Genomic DNA, 18,373 nt, shown 5'->3' with positions numbered 1-18,373 from the left:
CCGTCTGAAGCCCGTTTGGCGTTTCAGACGGCATTTTAAAATCCCGAAGCAGACGGCTTCCAAACATTTGTTTCTCAGTGTCCGTTTTCAGAATGCCCGCCTGCGGGCATATTTTGCCCGATCAGTTCGGCTATCCTCTCGCCGTCAAACTGCGTTTTGAACACCACCTTGATTTCTTTGGAAATCTCGGCAAACAGCTTTTCGGCATGTTTGATTTTCCGCTCTTCGCTTTTTCGCAAATCTTCCGCCCCGTCAGTCCCTTTGGCTTCAATCACAAAGTTCAGAATCTCGCCGCTTTGGGTTTTCACGATATAGGCAAAGTCGGGCGAATACGTGCCGCCGCCGGCAACAGGGATTTTAATGGAGTTTCTCGGTATTTTGGTGAATACGGTTACGCCTTCAATTTGGTTGTTGGCGACATTTTCATGTTCTATATCCGAATCGTAGAAAATCTCGCCGAAGAGATAGCCGGCGGCAGGCCGGTGCTCCGTATCTTCAAATCTGCCCAAATCTGCTTTTTTCACCGCGCGCGGTTTGCCGTCTTTATCGGTAAATTTGGTCGGATGGATTTTGCTGCCGACAAGCCAGTAATCCAGTTCGAATTTATGGAAGGAATGATGAAGCAAAAACCGGTTGAAGCCGTTTTTGATTTGGGCGATAGTCTGCATATTCAAAAAATCGCCAATGTTCAGTTCGTTGCGGACGCGGTAAAACGCCTGATGCAAAGTCTGCATGCGGATTTTTGCCGTTTGTGCCAGTTTTTCCAGAAACTCTCGGTAAGTCATTGTGTTGAAACAGATAAAATCTTCATCTTCAAAACTGTCTATGCGGCGGGAAAGCATAAGCCCGTTGTTGATATAAGCTTCGTTTACCGCCGTGCGTATGCCTGCCTGCGGGAATTTGGCGGCGTTTTCACGCAAATAGGCGGTAAATAAATCGACAAATTCGGCTTCATCCTTGATTTTGTACTGCAAAACGGCTTTATGGTGAATCAGCTCCCACAAGGCTTTGAGTTCTTCATATTTGCCTTCGCGCATGATGATGGTGTCTTTGCCCTCGTCTTTGGCGTTGCTGACTTTGCCTTTGTCCAAACCTTTGGGGAAGGCTTCGGGATAGGCGGCTTTTAATTTGTCATAGCCGTCTTCGGCAAAGTTTTCATTGTCGTCAATGATGCCGTCTGAAAATAGTTTGTTTAACAATACCAGCGGTTTGATATCGGGGTATTTTTGCAATATTTTTTGTTTCAAGTCCTCGGTAAACTTTTTGGAGATTTCTTCCTGAAAAGAATTGTCGTTGATTTCGCCGACAAGCTGCTTCACAAAGTCTTTTTCGCTGCTATCGACAAAATAATTCAGCTTGTACGGCACATCGCGCACCCGCGCCATCAGCTCGTTTACCGGCAGGCGCAGGCCGCGTCCGACTTCTTGCAGCTTGGAAGTCGTGCTGCCGCTGGAACGCAGTTTGCAAATCTGGAAAACGTTGGGATTGTCCCAGCCTTCGCGCAGCGTCCATTTGGAAAAAATAAAGCGGCGCGGGTTGTCCAAAGACAGCAGTTTTTCCTTATCGTGCAGAATCTCATTGATTTCCTGCTCGATTCTATCGTCGCTGTCTGTATTGTCTTTGGAAAAATAACCGCCGTGGCAGGCGGATACATCGTCCAACGTCTTTTGCAGGTAATCGCGGTAAAACGGGTCGCTTTCCGTTTTCAGGCGGCGTGCGGCTTCCGCGCGGATCCAGCTTTCAAATTTATCTTTCAGGCTGCCTGAAAGTTCGTTGCCGCTGCGGTAGCCCGCAATATCGTCAATAAAAAACAGCGTCAGCGGCTTGATTTTGGGCTGTGGCGCGCGTTCTGCCAAAAGTGCGCGTTCCAGCTTGAAATGTTCGGCAACCGCCCGCTGCATCATCGCATCCTGCACCGTTTGCGAATAGGAATAAGGGTTGATGACGGCCCCCGTTTTCAACTCCAAGCCGTTGCTTAATACCACCACGGTTTTATTCATTTTGTCGATTTTCAAATCCGAAATAGCGGGATGGATTTTCGACAAATCTTCGCCTTTTGCCAGTTTGAAGGTCTGCTTTTTGTCCTTTTCGTTTAATTCAAATTTCGCTTCTTTGCCGTCCGACGACACCAGTTTTACCGCCGCATCCATGCCGCCCTGCATTTCTTCCTGAAACACGCGCACGCCTTTGACCAGCCCGTCGTTAAACGCGTCCACCGCCGTCAGACGGTAAAGCAGGTTGTAATATTCATCGTTAAATGTCGCACCGTAGCGCAAAATATATTGCGGTTTTAATCGTTTAATATTGCCCCACGTTTTCGCGCTATCTCGGGTCGGGAATTTATGCGGTTCGTCCACAATCACAAACGGGCGCACGGCAGCCAATGCATCAACGGGATTGTCAAACAAATCCTTCAATGCCTTGTCGCCCGTATCGGTCATGGACGACGAATTAACCATGCCCGCGTTAATCAGCAGCACATGGATTTCCTTTTTATTTTCCGCTTTGACAAATTGCTCAATCGTGATGGGCGCATTGGACTTTTTGCCCTTATTCTTTTTCGCGCTTTCCACCACATAGGTTTTCAGGCGCACGCCTTCATAATCTCCGCCGAAATCCTGTTCAAAATGCTCTGCCAAAGCCTTGCTTTGCAAAAACTGCTGTGTTCCCGCCTTAATGGACAAAGTCGGCACGACCACGATAAATTTGAACACGCCCAGCCAACGGTGCAGCTCGAACATGGTTTGTGTGTAGGTATAGGTTTTGCCCGTGCCCGTTTCCATGGAAATATCAAGGATATTTTGGTCGTCCGAACGGTCGGGGAATCGGCCGCCTATGCCGTTTTGGCTTTGCACTTTCAGGATATTGTTTGCGTATTGTTTTGCAGCAAACAAAAGTTCGGGATTTTCGTCTGCCGTCCGATATTTGGGCGTTGCCCCGTCAAACACGCCCAAAACTGCCGAAACCGCCCGCATTTGGTGCGGCTGGTTTTTCTCGTAATTAAAACCGCTCATAAACTTTCTCCGTCAAACCCTGATAATCACGTTTAACTCAATCTCTTTTTTATTGGTATAACCGCGTACCGCCTGGTCAAGTTCGTGCTGCATGGCGCTTGCCATATTGCTGCCGAATACAATCACGCGGTTGGGATTGAAATCCGCATCGTCGTCCAGCTTGCGGATAAACGCCAACAAATCGGCGGAAGTAAAACCGGCATTCATCAGATACAGCCGTTTTTCGCACAGATACGCCGTGTAAGCCCCTAACCGCACAGGCTCAACCGGCGTGGTCAGTGCCGCCCCGTCATACAGCGTCCAGGTGGTCAGAAGCGTTTGCAGCTGTTCTTTGCTTAATTCATCGTTAAGCGGCAAATCCGGTTGTTCGGGCGAAAAATCCTTGTCCGGATACTGCCTGAAATTGTCTGCCGTTTGAAAGATTTTGAAGCCCAAATCGCCGGTGTAATCAGGATGTTCGGCGCGGATTTTGGCGGAGGCTTTTTCTATGCGGGCTTTGGTGATGTCGAAGATGGTTGGGTAGCCTGCTTTACGGGCTTCGGATTTTTCACCGGTTTTTTCGGGAAGCTGCACGCAGATATAGCGGCGGCTGCCGTTTTGTTCTTCGGCGTTAAGCTGCATCACGGCGTGGGCGGTCGTGCCGCTGCCTGCGAAGAAGTCTAGGATTAGGTCGTCTGGATTTGTGGTTAATCGCAATGTTTGTACAATCAAACGAATTGGCTTCGGTGTATCAAAATAACTATCGCCATCAAATAATTTACGCAATTCTTGGCTTGCTTCTTGATTGTGTCCAACTTCATTAAATTTCCAAATTGAAATGGCTTTCGTACCATCTTGAACTTCGCTTAAAAAGCGTTTGATACGAGGAACATTTCTACCGTCTTCACCAAACCAAATGCGATTATCGGCAACCATTTCGGTAAATTTAGTTTGCGAAACACGCCAGCTTCTACCGCTGGGTGGATTGTATTGTGTACCGTTTGGCGTTGTAATTGTATAAATTCCGCTTTGTTGCACATCTTTACGCAATAAATCTCCCGAAGTCCAAGCACCGCGTGGGTCATTATCAATATTTTTATAACGAGCATTTGTTCCTTCTGTACGCGGTAATAATTTGATTTCCAATTCAGTAATATTTTTTGCGTAACAAATTAAATAATCGTGATTTTCTGAAAAATATTTTGCATCATTTTGGGGGCTGAATTTCTTTTCCCAAATAATCTGTTCTACAAAATTCCCTTCCCCAAACACTTCATCACACAACAACTTCAACTGTGCCGCTTCGTTATCGTCAATCGAGATAAAAATCACGCCGTCGTCCTTTAACAGTTCGCGGGCGATATACAGGCGCGGATACATAAAGGTGAGCCATGCGCTGTGCGAGTTTGAGCCTTTGTCGGTGAAATCTAAAATCCGCGCGGCTTCGTCTTCGTCAATATTCGCCAGGAGGGCAAGTTCGGCGGGTGTGAATTTGCGGTCGTCCTGATAGACAAAGCCGTCCGATCCGGTGTTGTAGGGCGGGTCGATGTAAATCATCTTCACGCTGTTTGTGTAGGCGTTTTTTAAGTGTTTCAACACTTCTAGATTATCACCACGAATCAGCAGGTTTTGGCTGCCTGCATTTTCGGGCTTGGCGTTGTGCGTTTTGTCTTCACTTATCAGGGTTTCGGGCGGCAGGTTGCGAAGCAGGCGGGCATAGGATTTGCCCAGCCAGTTCATTTCGTAAAATTCGCGTCCGATGTCGGTCTGTGGCGCAATTTCGGCTTGTAATCTGTCGATAAGGAAATTTCCGTCTGCGTCAAAACAGGCGGGAAACAGTTTTTTGAGCTGTTCGAGTTGGGTAGAGTTGGCGGTAATGCCGTCTGAAGTGTAGATTGCCTCAGTGTTCGCCCCGGCTGTGTCGATTAGGTCAGGGCTTGGCTTGGCTTGGCTTGGCAGCATTTTAAAATCCTCGGTTTGAATTTGTCAATATCAACTGTCTGTTTTAAAATATTTTTTCACTTCAGACGGCGTTTTTTGGGAAACGGACGACACCGTCTGAACGTCTGTCTGCGTGTTACTGTCCGACAACAACGCGGCGGATTTTGACGGGCTGTACGGGTACGTTTTGATAAAGGCCGCGCGTGGCGGTTTTAACGCGGGCGATTTTGGAAACGGTGTCCATTCCGCTTTCGACCCTGCCGAAAACGGTATAGCCGTATTGTCCGTTTTTGTAGTTGAGTGAATCATTGTCCGCCAGATTGATAAAGAATTGGCTGGTGGCGGAATCCGGATCGGCCGTCCGCGCCATGGCGATGGTACCGGCAGTGTTTTTCAAGCCGTTACCGGATTCGTTGGCAACGGCTTTATCGGTTGCCTTTTGTACCAAGTCTTCGGTAAATCCGCCGCCCTGGATAACGAAACCGTCGATAACGCGGTGAAAAATCGTATTGTCGTAAAAGCCTTTTCGGGCATAGCGCACGAAATTGGCAACGGTTTTGGGTGCTTTGGACTCGTCCAAAACCAAACGGATATTGCCCATATCGGTTTCCATCAAAACATGGGTTGCCGCCATAGACGGCAGGAAAGCCGCCAAAAGCAGCGCGGTTAAAACGGTTTTGAATTTGGGTTTCATCCCGTCCTCCTCAGACCTTCAGACGGCATTTTCATTTCCTATGCCGTCTGAAGGCGCGTGAACGCTATTCCAATGCGTCTTTAAGTTTTTGTTCGATTAAATCCGCGTCAAACGATTTGGCAATCAATTCAAAACGCGAATCGCGCCGCCAAGACACTTGGTTTGCACCCCATTGTCCGTCCACCCAGTTGAGCCATACCCACGTTCCCAATACTTGGAACACGCCTTTGGCACGGACGAGTCCTTCGGTCATTTTGGGCAAATCATTGAAGAAGTTGGTCAGCTTTTCGCCGTCGAAATCGCGTCCTGCGGGGAAAGTGAAACCTTGCGACTGGAAGCCCATGGTGTTGTCCGGCAGGGCTTTGAGGCGGTAGCGTGATTTTTCGACGACGGGAATATCGAGCCACCGGATGTCGAGCTGTGCGTTTTGGACTTCGACCACTTTGGCCTTGGGCGGGAACAGTTTTGCCGCTTTGTCGTGAAATTCGGCCAGCTGTTCGGGTGTGCATAAATCGGTTTTGCTGGCGACCAATACGTCGCAGATGCCGATTTGGTCTTTATACAATGCCTGTTGCGCGTAATCGGGGTTGACGAACTGGCGCGGATCGACGACGGTAAAGACCGCGCCGATTTCCAAAAGGCTGTCCAGCGGTTTGGCTTTGAGTTCGTCGATGACGCTGGCTGCGTGCGCCAGTCCGCTTGCTTCAATCATCAGGCGGTCGGGCTTGGCGTCGCGCAGCATTTTCTGTACGGTTACGCCCATTTGCGGGCCGGCGGTGCAACACAAACAGCCGCCGGCGATTTCTGCCACAGGGATGCCGTTGTCGCTCAATACCGCGCCGTCAATGCCGATTTCGCCAAACTCGTTGACGATGATGACCCATTTTTCGTTCGGGTCTTTCTGCGCCATCAGGCTTTTGAGCGCGGTGGTTTTGCCTGTTCCCAGAAAACCTGAAATCAGGTGGACTTTGGTTTTTTTCATTTCTATATGATGTCCCACTTTAAAATTTGAAGATAGGGTGTTTTAAATGATTAAATAATATTAAAAGTGATGGCAGTTGTTATCATGTTCTTCATCGATTGACAACTGTTCCAGCAAATTCGATATATCGGCCGACATCGGCGGTATGGCGTTCAAAACCGTCTCCCAAACGACAGACAGGTTCATTTCAAAGTAGCCATGGGCAATCCTATTGCGCATACCCCTCATCCCTATCCAATTCAAATATTTGGTTTCCTCGGCAAATTCCGGATACGATTTAAGGATATGGGTTGCGTTTTCACCGATAAGGAACAAATTAAAAACGACTGCCTGCACAGTCTTTGTGTCGGCAGAAAATTGCCCATAATCTATTTTGTCGGTATATAGCCGGATATATTGCGCTGCCTGCAATATCTGTTTCAAATAGACCGACAATTCTTTCTGCATTTTCATAATGCGACAGCCTCAGTCAACACCTTATCTCTAAAGTGGGCCGAGATGTCATCGGGTGTCAGCAAATCGACCTTTATGCCCAAGAGTTTCTGCAATTCCTCTTGCAGCCCGCCCAAATCCAATAATGTTGTCCCTGTTTTTGCATCCACCAACAAATCAATGTCGCTGTTTTCCGTATCATCTCCGCGAGAAACCGAACCGAATACCCTTGGATTGCAAATCAATGGATATTTCCCGAAAACTGCCAATATTTCTTTCTTTCTGCTTTGCAACAAAAGAGACGGTTTCATTATCTGCTCCTTCCAAAAGGCTTATTATCAATGCAAACCACCGATTACTTCTGACATTTTTTACAAATCCCGGTTAAAACGACGTGTTCTTCTTTCAGCGCGAAGCCGCTTTCGGCAACGCCTGCGCGCAATGCCGCCCACTCGTGGCTGAGGGTTTGCTCGTCCGCCGTGCCGCATTCGGTGCAGACCAAAATAAACGCGCTGTGGTGCGCTTCGGCTTCTTCGTGGTCGTGGCAATGGTCGTTGCACTCGTGCTGCGCGTGGCTGCACAAAATATAGCCGTTGACCGCCGCCACTTTGTGCAAAACGCCCTGCTCCGCCCAAAAATCAAGGGCGCGGTAGGCGGTAGGCGGCGCAACCACGCCTTCGCTTTGCTGCTGCATCTGCGACAAAACATTGTAGGCTTTAATCACGCCGCTTTGCTGCAAAACGATATCGAGTACCTGCTCGCGCAAAGCGGTTACCTGCAAGCCCTCTCTGCGTGCCTGTTCGATAATTTTCTGTTTGAAATTTGTTTTCATAAATTCCCTGTTTATGCCGTCTGAACAACCAATACGGCAGGAGGCGGTTTTATATTTGTATTCAATTACTTTATTTGGAAATCTTTTCCAACAATGCCCGACAGCCCGCATCCGCAAGCCTGTATGTTTCTTCAAAATCACCCATGTACCAAGGGTCGGGGACATGGTCGTAACCGCTTTCGGGTATCAGGTCGGTCAGCTTGAATATTTTTTCCGGCTGCCTACCGAAGGTTTTTTCCAATTCGGACAAATTCTTGCCGTCCATGGCGATAATGTAGTCAAACGCCGCCGCATCGCTTTGGCGGATTTTGCGGCTGGTAAAGCCTGAAGCATCGATACCGTGTTTTTCCAATATCTTTGCCGTTTCACGGTGCATATCCTCGCCGTCGTGCCAGCCCGATGTCCCCGCGCTGTCCGCTTCAAGGAGAATCCCTGCTTCGGCGGCGCGGCGGCGCAAAATGTATTCCGCCATCGGCGAACGGCAGATGTTGCCGAGACAGACAAAAAGGATTTTCGGTTTTTTCATATCCGCACCCTGTTCCAACACGATGCCGTCTGAAGCGGAAACCCTTTCAGACGGCATCGGCAGGTCAATCGTATTGTGTACTGAAAAACGGATTGTGCCCTTCCCGTTTCAACGCTTCCGCATAGCTCGGGATGTTTTCCTGTTCGCCCAAGGGATTGTGCAGCAGGTAAACGTGTTCTACACGGCATTCTGCCATTAAATCCAAAAAATTTTGCTGAACAACGGCGATGTTGTCGGTAAAGGAAAGCTGCCACGAAAACACCTGCGGCACGACTTCAAACGCGCCGTCTGTCGCATTAAACCCGAATAAAACCTGCCCGCCCGCCTTTGCCGCAGCGACCACGCCGACGCGCGGGCTCTGCATACGGACGGCGCGTATCGCGTTTGCCGCAAAAACATCCATCGCCATACGTTGGCGCGTGTGGCTGCCGTCTGAAAGCGCGCGTACCGGAGAATCCGGGGAAAGCGGATTGGCAAACAGCGTAACGCCTTCCGATGCGAGATTTTCCTGCCATACCTGCATTAAGGGCAGGCCTGCCTGAAGAAGGTTCTGACCCAATGCCGTCTGAACTTTGCCGCTGCCGAAACCCAGTGCATAGACCACATGGACAGATTGTCCTTCAGGCATGACGAGCGGACGTTCCTCAAAACTGCGCAAATGTCTGGCAGCCGCCTCTTCGTTCTGTTTTGCGCGCCACCATATATCGGGGGTAACGGCACTTAAATCGGACGAATGCACAAGATAAGGCAGCCATTGTGTCTCTTGCGTCAACGCGCGCAGGTGCGGATAGTTTTGCAAACAGGCAAACAATGCCTCCGTCGGCAGCTTCATCTCGATTGCCCGTTCTTTCTTGCAGCCTGACACCAGCACGACCGGCAGGGCGAACCACTGCACTTCGCCTTCTTTCTCGCAATCGAGTACCGCGTTCACACTGGAAAGCAGCGCGGCATAAGTTCCGGCATCGGGCGACATCGTCAGCGCGAGGGAAAGGTTGATATAGTGGTTTTGCTCAAGCATCCCCCTGATTTCGGTTTGAAGTTGGCCGGACGAGAGTTTGCGCGAAGCCTGGGAAGAATTATGCGCCAACTGGTAGGCATTGAGCAGCAGGTGGTTTTTAATCGGATTTTGGGGATACGGGCGCGTATCGGGCAAGGTAAATGTCTGGTTCATATGTGTCGTGTACCGCTTTTCGCAGTGTGTGTCTTTCCTGTCTGAAAATATATCGGACGGATTGCCGCCGAGCCTTGCCCGTCAATCCGCCGAAACGAGAAAATGCCTGTCTGCCAAGTCTGCCAATATTTCTTCCACATACACTTCGGCAGGCGGATGGAATGTCAAACCGTCGGGCGTGGTGCTGACGATGTTCAAGTTTTCGGCAACCGCATCTATCACCGCCTGTTTGCTCGTCGGCCGCGACAATTGCCGCATAATGTACAAATGCCCGTACCCGAATGAGGGCGTGCTTTCGTTGTAACGGTTGGCAGGCCGGACAAACGCTCCCGCACCATGTTCCACAAAGGCAGCGACATAATCTGTAAAACGCGTCGGCACATAGGTTTTATGGTCTTCAAAAAATGGTTTGCCCGCATTGTCTGATGAAACAGAAAAACGCCCGAGAATGGTTTGCAATAAAAGCTGGGAATTGATTTTCATGCGGTCGAATGTCAAACCGGGAAATCGGCGGGCAAGATTTTCCGCAACATCTTCCGTTTTAAACGGCTCTCCGGTTTTCATCACATCGCGTATACCCGAAAGCAGGGTATCGTTTTCATCAAAGTTGATTGTTCCCCCTCTTGCCGGGCGGAAATTCAAACTTTCTATCACTTCGACAGTAACCGACTCATCACGCCTGATAGTATCCCCAACTTCCTCACGGCATAAAAGCGAACAGCGGAATTGGCGGTCAGATAAAATATCGCTGTAAAATTCTTTGGCAATATAATCGTCCCCTGCCAATGCCAGAATCCGCTCCCGCGTATGCTCCGCCATCCAAGAAACAAAAGACACGTACAAATCGGTATCCCCGATATACGCCAGCCGGTGGCGGTTTGCCCATTCAATGAAGCCGTTGACGTAAATCGGGTCGTTGAATATTTCCATATATTCGTGTGCGACATAATAAGTATTGTGATTCAATATTTTTTGAATCGCCGGAAGTTTGCCGCCGCCGCCCAAGCCCTTGTCGTTTTCCAAAATTTCTGCCAACGCCTTGAGCGCGTCCAAGCCTTTCCGCGTTCGCGCTTCCAAGGGTTCTTCAAGCACATCCCTGCCGGCAAAGTACATAATTTCGCGCAACTGCTCCTGCCGTTTCCAGCCCGGGTAAACATTGTATGAAATATAGGCAATGCCGTGTTCGGTCAGGTTGTTCCGGCAAATCGAAAAGATTTTGTCTTTAACTGCGTCAGGCACCCACGACCAAATGCCGTGGACGATGATATAGTCGAATTTTCCGAATGACTCATCGATGGTCAAAATATCTTTTTCTTCCAGACGCACATTTTCCAAGCCCATTTTTTCAATGATGGCATTGCCCTGCGCAACCTGCCTGCCGGACAAGTCAATACCGACAAATTCCGCATCCGGGTAATAAAGTGCCTGCGTGATGATATTGCCGCCCATTGAACAGCCCAGCTCCAAGACCTTGGCTTTTGCCGCTGCCGCAGGCTTCAGACCCATCATGCGGGCGCGTGCCTCCAAATTACTGATGGCGGTTTGAGGGAACGCGCTGGATTCGTACATCAAATCATCATATGAATTTTTGATGTACGATATTTCCGAAGGTTCCGCCATATGGGAGGCGGGACTGCCAACAACCGTCTGCCGCGCTTTCTTCGCCATGACGGGGTGCGCGGAAGCGGCTTTTTTCTTTTTGTTCGACATATTCTGTTCACTCTAAAGACAATATGCCCGCAAGTTTAACCAATTCGCCTGCCTACTTCAACCGCACGAAAATTATCGGGCTTCCGAACAAGTATGCCGTCTGAAGGTATGCGCATACGTCCGGACGCATCCCTCCGCCGTCTTGCCAAAATCAGGGATAAAGGCGCAACACTATGGTATATTGACCGTTTTATGCCAGCATCCCGACCGCCATGGATTTTGCCGTACCTGCCGTTTTAATCATCGACTTGGAAATTAACCCCAAAACCGATACCGTCTTCAAAATCGGTGCATACCGGCCCGACCTTGACCTCGGGTTTGAACGAAGCTTCCGCCATGAAGAAGGATTCAGGAAGGCATTGGAGGAAATGCTACCCCTTGCGGAAGGTGCGGAATGGCTGATGGGGCACAACTTCCTCGAACACGACCTGCCGTATTTGAAAAAAGCCGCGCCCGACCGGGCGTGGCTTTCATTGCCCGTTATCGATACGCTGAAGCTGTCGCCGCTCGCCTTTCCGCAAAACCCGTACCACCGTCTGATTAAAAACTACAAAATCATCTCTTCCGAACTCAACTCTCCGTTGGCGGATTGCCGCGCCTGTTGGCAGCTTTTTCAAGACCAGTGTGCCGCATTCGGCAAAATTAAAACCGAAAGACCCGATGAATTTACCCTGTGGGCGGCATTGTCCGATATGCGTCTGCCGTATCGTTCTTCAGACGGCATCTCCTTCGCCGAACGTACCGAACACCCGGACACCAACCGATTGATACGCATTATTTGGATGATGATGCAGGACAACGAAGGGAAAGGGCGTTTGAAAGTCTGCCGCACGCGTTTTTTAGAGTTGATGAAAACCGACATCCGCAATCGCGACATCTATCCTTCGCTTGCCTATGCCCTGTCATGGCTGAACGTCTCCGGCGGCAACTCCGTGCTTGCCCCGTGGGTGCGGAGCCGTTTTCCGGAAACGGCGCGGCTGATTGCCGAACTGCGCGATCACGACTGCGGCGACAGCAACTGCAACTACTGCACCGACATGCTCAATCCCGAAGCCCAGTTGCAGCGTTATTTCAAACTGTCCGCATTCCGCGATTTCAAAGGTTTCGAAGGCGGTCAGCGCGCCATTGTGCAGTCGGGGATGAAAGGTCTGCACACGCTGGCAGTCCTGCCCACGGGCGGCGGAAAATCCCTGTGTTATCAAGTTCCCGCACTCAACCGCTATTACCGTAACGGCGGGCTGACCGTCGTTATTTCGCCCCTGCAGTCGCTGATGAAAGACCAGCTGGACGGAATGCTCAGAAAAAACATTACCTGCGCCGCTATGCTCAACGGTCTGGTCGAAGTGGTCGAACGTGCCGAAATATTGGACAAAACCGCATTGGGCGACATCGGCATCCTGCTGGTTGCCCCCGAACAGTTCCGCAACGACAGTTTCATTTCCGCCATTTCCCAACGTCAAATCAACGGCTGGGTATTTGATGAGGCGCACTGCCTGTCCAAATGGGGGCACGATTTTCGACCCGATTACCTGTATGCGGTCAAATTCATCGCCGAACACGGCAGGAAAAACGGCGGCACCGCACCGGTAAGCTGCTTTACCGCCACCGCCAAACCCGATGTACTTGCCGACATTACCGATAATTTCCGCGAGCAGGCCGGCATAGAATTCAGGCAATTTATCGGCGACAACGCGCGCGACAACCTGTCTTACGAAGTTTTCGAAGCTTCAGACGGCATCAAAAAACAAAAAATCGACGAGCTGCTCCACCGCGAACTCGACCATCAAAGGGGCGGCGCAGTCGTTTTCGTCGGCAGGCGCAAAAGTGCGGAAGGCTATAACGAATACCTCCAAAAACAAGGCTGGGCGTGCGAATACTTCCACGCAGGTCTGGAAACCAATGCCAAAGCAGACATACAGAACCGCTTTATCGAGGGCGGCTTGCGCGTCATCGTCGCCACCAACGCCTTCGGCATGGGCGTGGACAAACCTGATGTGCGGCTGGTCATTCATGCCGAAATCACCGGTTCGCTGGAAAATTACCTTCAAGAAGCCGGTCGCGCCGGACGGGACCGCGCAGAGGCAAAATGCATCCTGCTTTATGAAAAAAGCGATGTGGATACCCAATTTAGCATCAGCAAAATGTCGCAAATAGAATTGCGCGACCTCAAAACGGTATGGCGCAAAATCGGCATGCTCAACGCGGCGGCACACGGCAAGGACGGTTGCGGCGAAGTCGTCGCCACCGGCGGCGAGATTCTGAAAGACAGCGAAGAATATATGAGCTTCGACAGGGACGACCGCCAGTCGGACACCAAAATCAAAACCGCCATTTCCTGGCTGGAACGTGCCGAACTGCTCGACCGCAAAGAAAACCGCACCAGAATCTTCCCTTCACGCTCGGGCAAACTGACTCTGGAACAGGCTTCGGAGCTGATTCAAAAAGGCCGGTTCGCCCGACGGCTCAAAGAAATCTACCTGACCATTGCCGAAATCGTATTCAACGCACCGGATGACAAGCCGCTCAGTACCGACGACCTGATACAGGCGACCGCATGCAGCTTGGAAGAATTGCGCGGACACCTGCGCAGCCTCGAAGAAATGGGCATATTGACCAACGATACGCGTATGACCGTTATCCTGCGTACCGACAACATCAAACCATCGTCGGGACTTTTGGAAAAAATAACCCGATGGGAAGAAAAACTCTGGCAGATATTGAAAACGGAAATTCCCGATGCCGACCAAGGAATATGGCAAAATCTCGCCGTCAATGCCGTCTGCTATGAAATGCACGATTCCGGCCTGGAAAGCACGCCCGCTGAAATCAAGCAGCTCATCCTGTCTTTTGCGGACGACAAATCCGCACTCGAATCCAATAAAAACGGCAGCTTTGAAATCCGCGACTTCGGCAACGGCTGCCTGAAAATCCGTTTCAAAAACAATGACAGCTGGGAAAATATTCAGGAAACCGCCCTTTTGCGCCGCAACATCTGCGCCCGCATCCTGTCCTTTCTCGTCGGCAAGACAGAGGGTGTCCGGCGGAAAGATGTCGTCGTGGAAACCGGAATCGGCGAAATGGTGCAGCAGCTTGCCGACGATATGCAATTGTCGGTACAGATTCCGGCAAACCGCCGCGAAACCCTGCTCAAGCAGGCGCTGCTGTTCATGCACAAACTGGGCATCATCAAACTGAACCACGGCATTACCATCCTGCGCCACGCGATGACCATCGTCCCCAACCGGAACGCGCTGGAATCCAAACGGCAATACCTCAAATCGGACTACCGCCCCTTGGAAACGTTTTACGGGGAAAAACGTTTCCAAATCCACGTCATGCGCGAATATGCGGAACGCGCGCTCAAAAACATCACCGAAGCCTTAAACCTGGTCGCCGACTATTTTAAAACGGATGAAAAATCATTTAAGGACAAATGGTTCTCAGGAAGGCTGAAAGAATTGGAAGAACCCGTCTCCCCGGATACCCTCCATGCCGTCACGGACGGTCTGAACAGCGTGCAAAAAGCCGTCGTTACCGATCAGAGCGGCAGGAACCGCTTGGTACTTGCCGGACCCGGTTCCGGCAAAACGCGCATCATCGTCCACCGTGTCGCCTATCTTCTGCGCGTCCAACACGTTCCGGCATCCTCCATCATCGTCCTGACCTTTACCCGACTTGCCGCGCTGGAAGTCAAACGCCGCCTGCACGGACTGGTCGGCAACCTTGCCCGGGCCGTTACCGTCCTGACTTACGACGGTATGGCAATGCGGCTTTTAGGCGTACGTTTCGACAGCAAAGGCTTCGACAGCAAAAGCAGAGAACAGGAGGAACAGAAAACCGAAGAACAGTTTGAAAAATGGTGTGAAGCCGCCACCGCCATGCTTTCAGACGGCATCGGCGGCGGCGACGGGGACGAAGCGCGCGAGCGCATCATGTCGGGATTCCGCTATATCCTCGTAGACGAGTACCAAGACATCAGCGAACGGCATTACAGGCTGGTTTCCGCACTGGCAGGCAGGAAACGCGATGATGAAGACAAGCTGACCATTCTTGCAGTCGGCGACGACGACCAAAATATCTTTGCCTACAACGGCAGCAGCAACGAATACATCCGCCGTTTTCAGGAAGAATACGGCGTGGATTCGCCCGATTTCCTGACTTTCAACTACCGCAGCACGCAAAACATCATCACCGCCGCCAACCGCGTGATAAGCGGAATGCCCGACCGCCTGAAAAACCTGCACCCTATCGCCGTCAATCCCGAAAGGCAGCAAGACCCCGACGGCGGCGGCTGGGCGAAAACCGACCCCGAACGCCAAGGCCGCGTCCGCGTCATCCGCCTGCACCCCGAGTTCCACCGGAGAAAACGCTTCAACATCCAATCCCAAGCCGTCATTGCGGAAATACAGCGTTTGCGGAATTTGGCGGATATCTCTTGGAACAGCATCGCCGTCCTTGCCCGCAACAACGCCTCACTCAACCCCATGCAGGCATGGTGCGAACAAAACGGCATTCCCTACTTCCTGAAAAACGAACAAAGCCTGTCTTTATGCAAAACACGCGAATTTGTCCGTCTGGTGCACGGCATCGAAACGGCGGGGGACGGTATGCTTTCTTCGGCGGATTTCTGTCGGTTGATAGAGAAGGAAATCGGACGCAGCGGCAAGAAATGGGAAAACTGGTTCGCACAGCTTAAAACCGACTTCCTCAACGAATTCCCCATTACCAGGCCGTCTGAAAACACCGACGCGCAACAACATCCTGCGGCATTTCTGAAAAACTGGCTGTACGAATATGTCGGCAACGAAAAAATCAGCCGTTCAGACGGCATATTCTTGGGAACGGCGCATTCGTCCAAAGGTTTGGAATTCGACCACGTCTTTATCCTGGACGACGGCTGGGAAGAGCGCAGCGACGAAAACCGCCGCCTCTATTATGTCGCAATGACCCGTGCCAAAAAGACGCTGACGCTGATCCACCACACGCCACACCACGCATGGATAAACACATTGCCCGAAGACGTAGAGTGCATAGACCGCACCTTTGCCGAACTGCCTGAATTGAATGTCGAATATAGGATGCTTTCCAACTATGGCGAACTTGATATCGGGTTCATAGCGAGGGATAAAGAAAGCGAGAATCCAAGCTATGAAAACGTCCGCCAACGCATTGAAGCTGCTGAACAACTGGAAGTTGGAGACAGTTTGACCATCAAACCTTTCTATTACGGAGGTTATCTGTTCTGCTCAGGAGATATTCCTGTCGCTCTCACAGCTAAAGACTTCCGAGAGAAGATTCCCCATCATGCCAAAGCAGTGGTGGCTGCCATTACTGTCGGCTATAGAAAAAATAACGATGAGGAGTATATCCACGAGTTTCCTGAAGAAGCCGATATGTGGTCAATCATCATCCCTATGCTGGTCATTCCGCCCAAACCGTAGGCGGCACAAAGAAAAATGCCGTCTGAAACCCCGAATCCGAGGCTTCAGACGACATTGCCTTGCCATATGGTTTCAACCTTGCTTCAACGCGGCATCATAGCCGCCGTCTTCTACGGCTTCAATCAACGCCCCCGCATCGGTTTGCGCGGGGTCGTATCCGACGGTCGCGCTTTTGTTTTCAAGGCTGACTTCGACGCTTGCCACGCCTTTGACGCTTTCCAATATCCGGGTAACGCTTTTGACGCAGCCGCCGCAGCTCATTCCGCCGATGTCGAGGATCAGGGTTTCCATGGTTTTTCCTTTCGTTGGTACTGCATTCTGACGGGCGTTATTGTAAGTCGGGGCGTGAACTTGGGCAAACGCGGAAACGGTGCGGCGGTTTGAAAAAATACGGACGCTTGCGCATAATGGCGGCAATTCCCATCAGGACAACAACAATGAACGCTTCGCAAAAACCNTGGTTGAGCATCGTTGCCTTGGCAATCGGCGCATTTATTTTCAACACGACCGAATACATCCCCATCGCACTTTTGAGCGACATCGGACAAAGCTTCGGCATGGCGGCAACCGAAACGGGTGTGATGATTACGGTTTACGCTTGGGTTGTCGCGCTGACTTCGCTGCCGCTGATGCTGCTGACGCGCCATATGGAACGGCGCGGCCTGCTGCTGGTTCTGTTTGCGCTGTTTACCGTCAGCCACATCCTGTCGTTTGCCTCGTGGCGGTTTGAAATCCTGCTTGCCAGCCGCGTGGGGATTGCGCTGACCCATGCGGTCTTCTGGTCCATTACGGCTTCGCTGGCAGTACGCATCGCCCCCGCCGGAAAAGGAAATCAGGCTTTAGGCCTGCTCAGTACGGGGACGGTAATGGCGATGGTGGCGGGGATTCCGCTCGGGCGTATGGTCGGACAATATTTGGGCTGGCAGGCGAGTTTTCTGCTGATTGGTTTGTGTGCGGCGGCGGTGATGGCTGTGCTTGCCAAAAGCCTGCCGCGCCTGCCGAGCGTGAATGCCGGTTCTTTAAGCAGCCTGCCCCTGCTTTTAAAACGGAAAAAACTGATGCTGCTGTATGCGATGACGGTACTGGTCATCACGGCACACTTTACCGCATACAGCTACATCGAGCCCTTCGTCATCCAAATCGGCGGTTTCTCCGCCCGGCAGGTTACGGTGGTTCTGAGCCTGTACGGTCTGGCGGGCTTTGCCGCGTCTTACCTGTTCGGCAAATGGTTTGCCAAACATCCGCGCGCATTTTTGGCGGGCGCGGTATCGCTTATCGCCCTGTCTTCGGGGCTTTTGCTACCTTTGGCGCATTTGCCTGCCGCCATTTACGCGCTGGTGTTCGTATGGGGGACGGCGATTGTGGTCGTCAGCTTGGGGATGGTTTCCAAAGTTTTGGATTTCGCCTCCGATGCCGCAGACCTTGCCAACTCGATTTATTCGGGACTTTACAACGTCGGTATCGGCGGCGGCGCGCTGCTGGGGCATTGGGTAACGCAATATGCCGGCATTTCCCGTATCGGCATCGCCGGTATGCTGACGGCAGCGGCAGGTTTGTGGATCTGCCTGAATTTGAACCGCCATATCCGAACCTGACCGCGCGATGCCGTCTGAAGCCCCTCCTGCCCTTCAGACGGCATTTTGATTGAAGA

General features: G+C 51.2%; 14 protein-coding genes. 3 read left to right on the top strand and 11 right to left on the bottom strand.

Annotation, left to right across the window (positions count from 1 at the left end):
• Nucleotides 1–74 precede the first annotated feature (74 nt).
• From ACRPFF_RS06105 to ACRPFF_RS06060, 10 genes are all read right to left on the bottom strand, one after another.
• A complete protein-coding gene (locus ACRPFF_RS06105; protein ID WP_432674108.1) occupies nt 75–3,014 on the bottom strand; it encodes a type III restriction-modification system endonuclease in 2,940 nt (979 codons plus the stop codon).
• 12 nt (nt 3,015–3,026) lie between these two features.
• Nucleotides 3,027–4,955 carry a site-specific DNA-methyltransferase gene (locus ACRPFF_RS06100; protein WP_432674107.1) on the bottom strand — a complete coding sequence of 643 codons (1,929 nt, stop codon included), beginning with the start codon at nt 4,953–4,955 and terminating at the stop codon, nt 3,027–3,029.
• A gap of 115 nt (nt 4,956–5,070) precedes the next feature.
• Nucleotides 5,071–5,628 (bottom strand): peptidylprolyl isomerase, encoded by a 558-nt coding sequence (locus tag ACRPFF_RS06095; protein WP_411712890.1) that lies wholly within the window; start codon nt 5,626–5,628, stop codon nt 5,071–5,073.
• A gap of 64 nt (nt 5,629–5,692) precedes the next feature.
• A complete protein-coding gene (locus tag ACRPFF_RS06090) occupies nt 5,693–6,610 on the bottom strand; it encodes a CobW family GTP-binding protein (RefSeq protein ID WP_432674106.1) in 918 nt (305 codons plus the stop codon).
• 60 nt (nt 6,611–6,670) lie between these two features.
• Nucleotides 6,671–7,063 carry a HepT-like ribonuclease domain-containing protein gene (locus tag ACRPFF_RS06085; protein WP_432674105.1) on the bottom strand — a complete coding sequence of 131 codons (393 nt, stop codon included), beginning with the start codon at nt 7,061–7,063 and terminating at the stop codon, nt 6,671–6,673.
• Nucleotides 7,060–7,353, bottom strand: coding sequence for a nucleotidyltransferase family protein (locus ACRPFF_RS06080; protein ID WP_002222402.1), 294 nt, complete (start codon nt 7,351–7,353; stop codon nt 7,060–7,062). The genes ACRPFF_RS06085 and ACRPFF_RS06080 overlap by 4 nt, the downstream gene beginning before the upstream one ends.
• A 44-nt stretch (nt 7,354–7,397) precedes the next feature.
• On the bottom strand, nt 7,398–7,874 hold the full coding sequence (locus tag ACRPFF_RS06075; protein ID WP_107997423.1) for a Fur family transcriptional regulator: 477 nt from the start codon (nt 7,872–7,874) through the stop codon (nt 7,398–7,400).
• Between the two features lie 70 nt (nt 7,875–7,944).
• Nucleotides 7,945–8,457, bottom strand: a complete 513-nt coding sequence (locus ACRPFF_RS06070) for a low molecular weight protein-tyrosine-phosphatase (protein ID WP_432674104.1) — start codon at nt 8,455–8,457, stop codon at nt 7,945–7,947.
• 7 nt (nt 8,458–8,464) lie between these two features.
• On the bottom strand, nt 8,465–9,571 hold the full coding sequence (locus tag ACRPFF_RS06065) for a conjugal transfer protein (protein WP_432674103.1): 1,107 nt from the start codon (nt 9,569–9,571) through the stop codon (nt 8,465–8,467).
• An 81-nt stretch (nt 9,572–9,652) separates the two neighbouring features.
• Nucleotides 9,653–11,191 carry a methyltransferase regulatory domain-containing protein gene (locus ACRPFF_RS06060; protein WP_432674116.1) on the bottom strand — a complete coding sequence of 513 codons (1,539 nt, stop codon included), beginning with the start codon at nt 11,189–11,191 and terminating at the stop codon, nt 9,653–9,655.
• Between the two features lie 183 nt (nt 11,192–11,374).
• Here ACRPFF_RS06060 and ACRPFF_RS06055 point away from each other — a divergent pair, with 183 nt between their 5' ends.
• Both ACRPFF_RS06055 and ACRPFF_RS06050 read left to right on the top strand, forming a co-directional pair.
• Entirely contained in the window at nt 11,375–11,521 is a 147-nt protein-coding gene (locus ACRPFF_RS06055; RefSeq protein ID WP_432674102.1) for a hypothetical protein, read from the top strand.
• A complete protein-coding gene (locus ACRPFF_RS06050) occupies nt 11,494–16,722 on the top strand; it encodes a RecQ family ATP-dependent DNA helicase (RefSeq protein ID WP_432674101.1) in 5,229 nt (1,742 codons plus the stop codon). The genes ACRPFF_RS06055 and ACRPFF_RS06050 overlap by 28 nt, the downstream gene beginning before the upstream one ends.
• Before the next feature lie 72 nt (nt 16,723–16,794).
• On the opposite strand, the gene ACRPFF_RS06045 is transcribed toward ACRPFF_RS06050, so the two are convergent.
• Entirely contained in the window at nt 16,795–17,013 is a 219-nt protein-coding gene (locus ACRPFF_RS06045; protein WP_432674100.1) for a heavy-metal-associated domain-containing protein, read from the bottom strand.
• A gap of 146 nt (nt 17,014–17,159) precedes the next feature.
• On the opposite strand from ACRPFF_RS06045, the gene ACRPFF_RS06040 reads away from it, so the two are divergent.
• On the top strand, nt 17,160–18,317 hold the full coding sequence (locus ACRPFF_RS06040; RefSeq protein ID WP_432674099.1) for a sugar transporter: 1,158 nt from the start codon (nt 17,160–17,162) through the stop codon (nt 18,315–18,317).
• Nucleotides 18,318–18,373 lie beyond the last annotated feature (56 nt).

This window comes from Neisseria sp. SLRRB23 (genome assembly GCF_050896295.1).
GTDB lineage: Bacteria > Pseudomonadota > Gammaproteobacteria > Burkholderiales > Neisseriaceae > Neisseria.
Note: the sequence above shows the minus strand (reverse complement) of the source record. Positions and strands in the feature narration are given on the sequence as shown.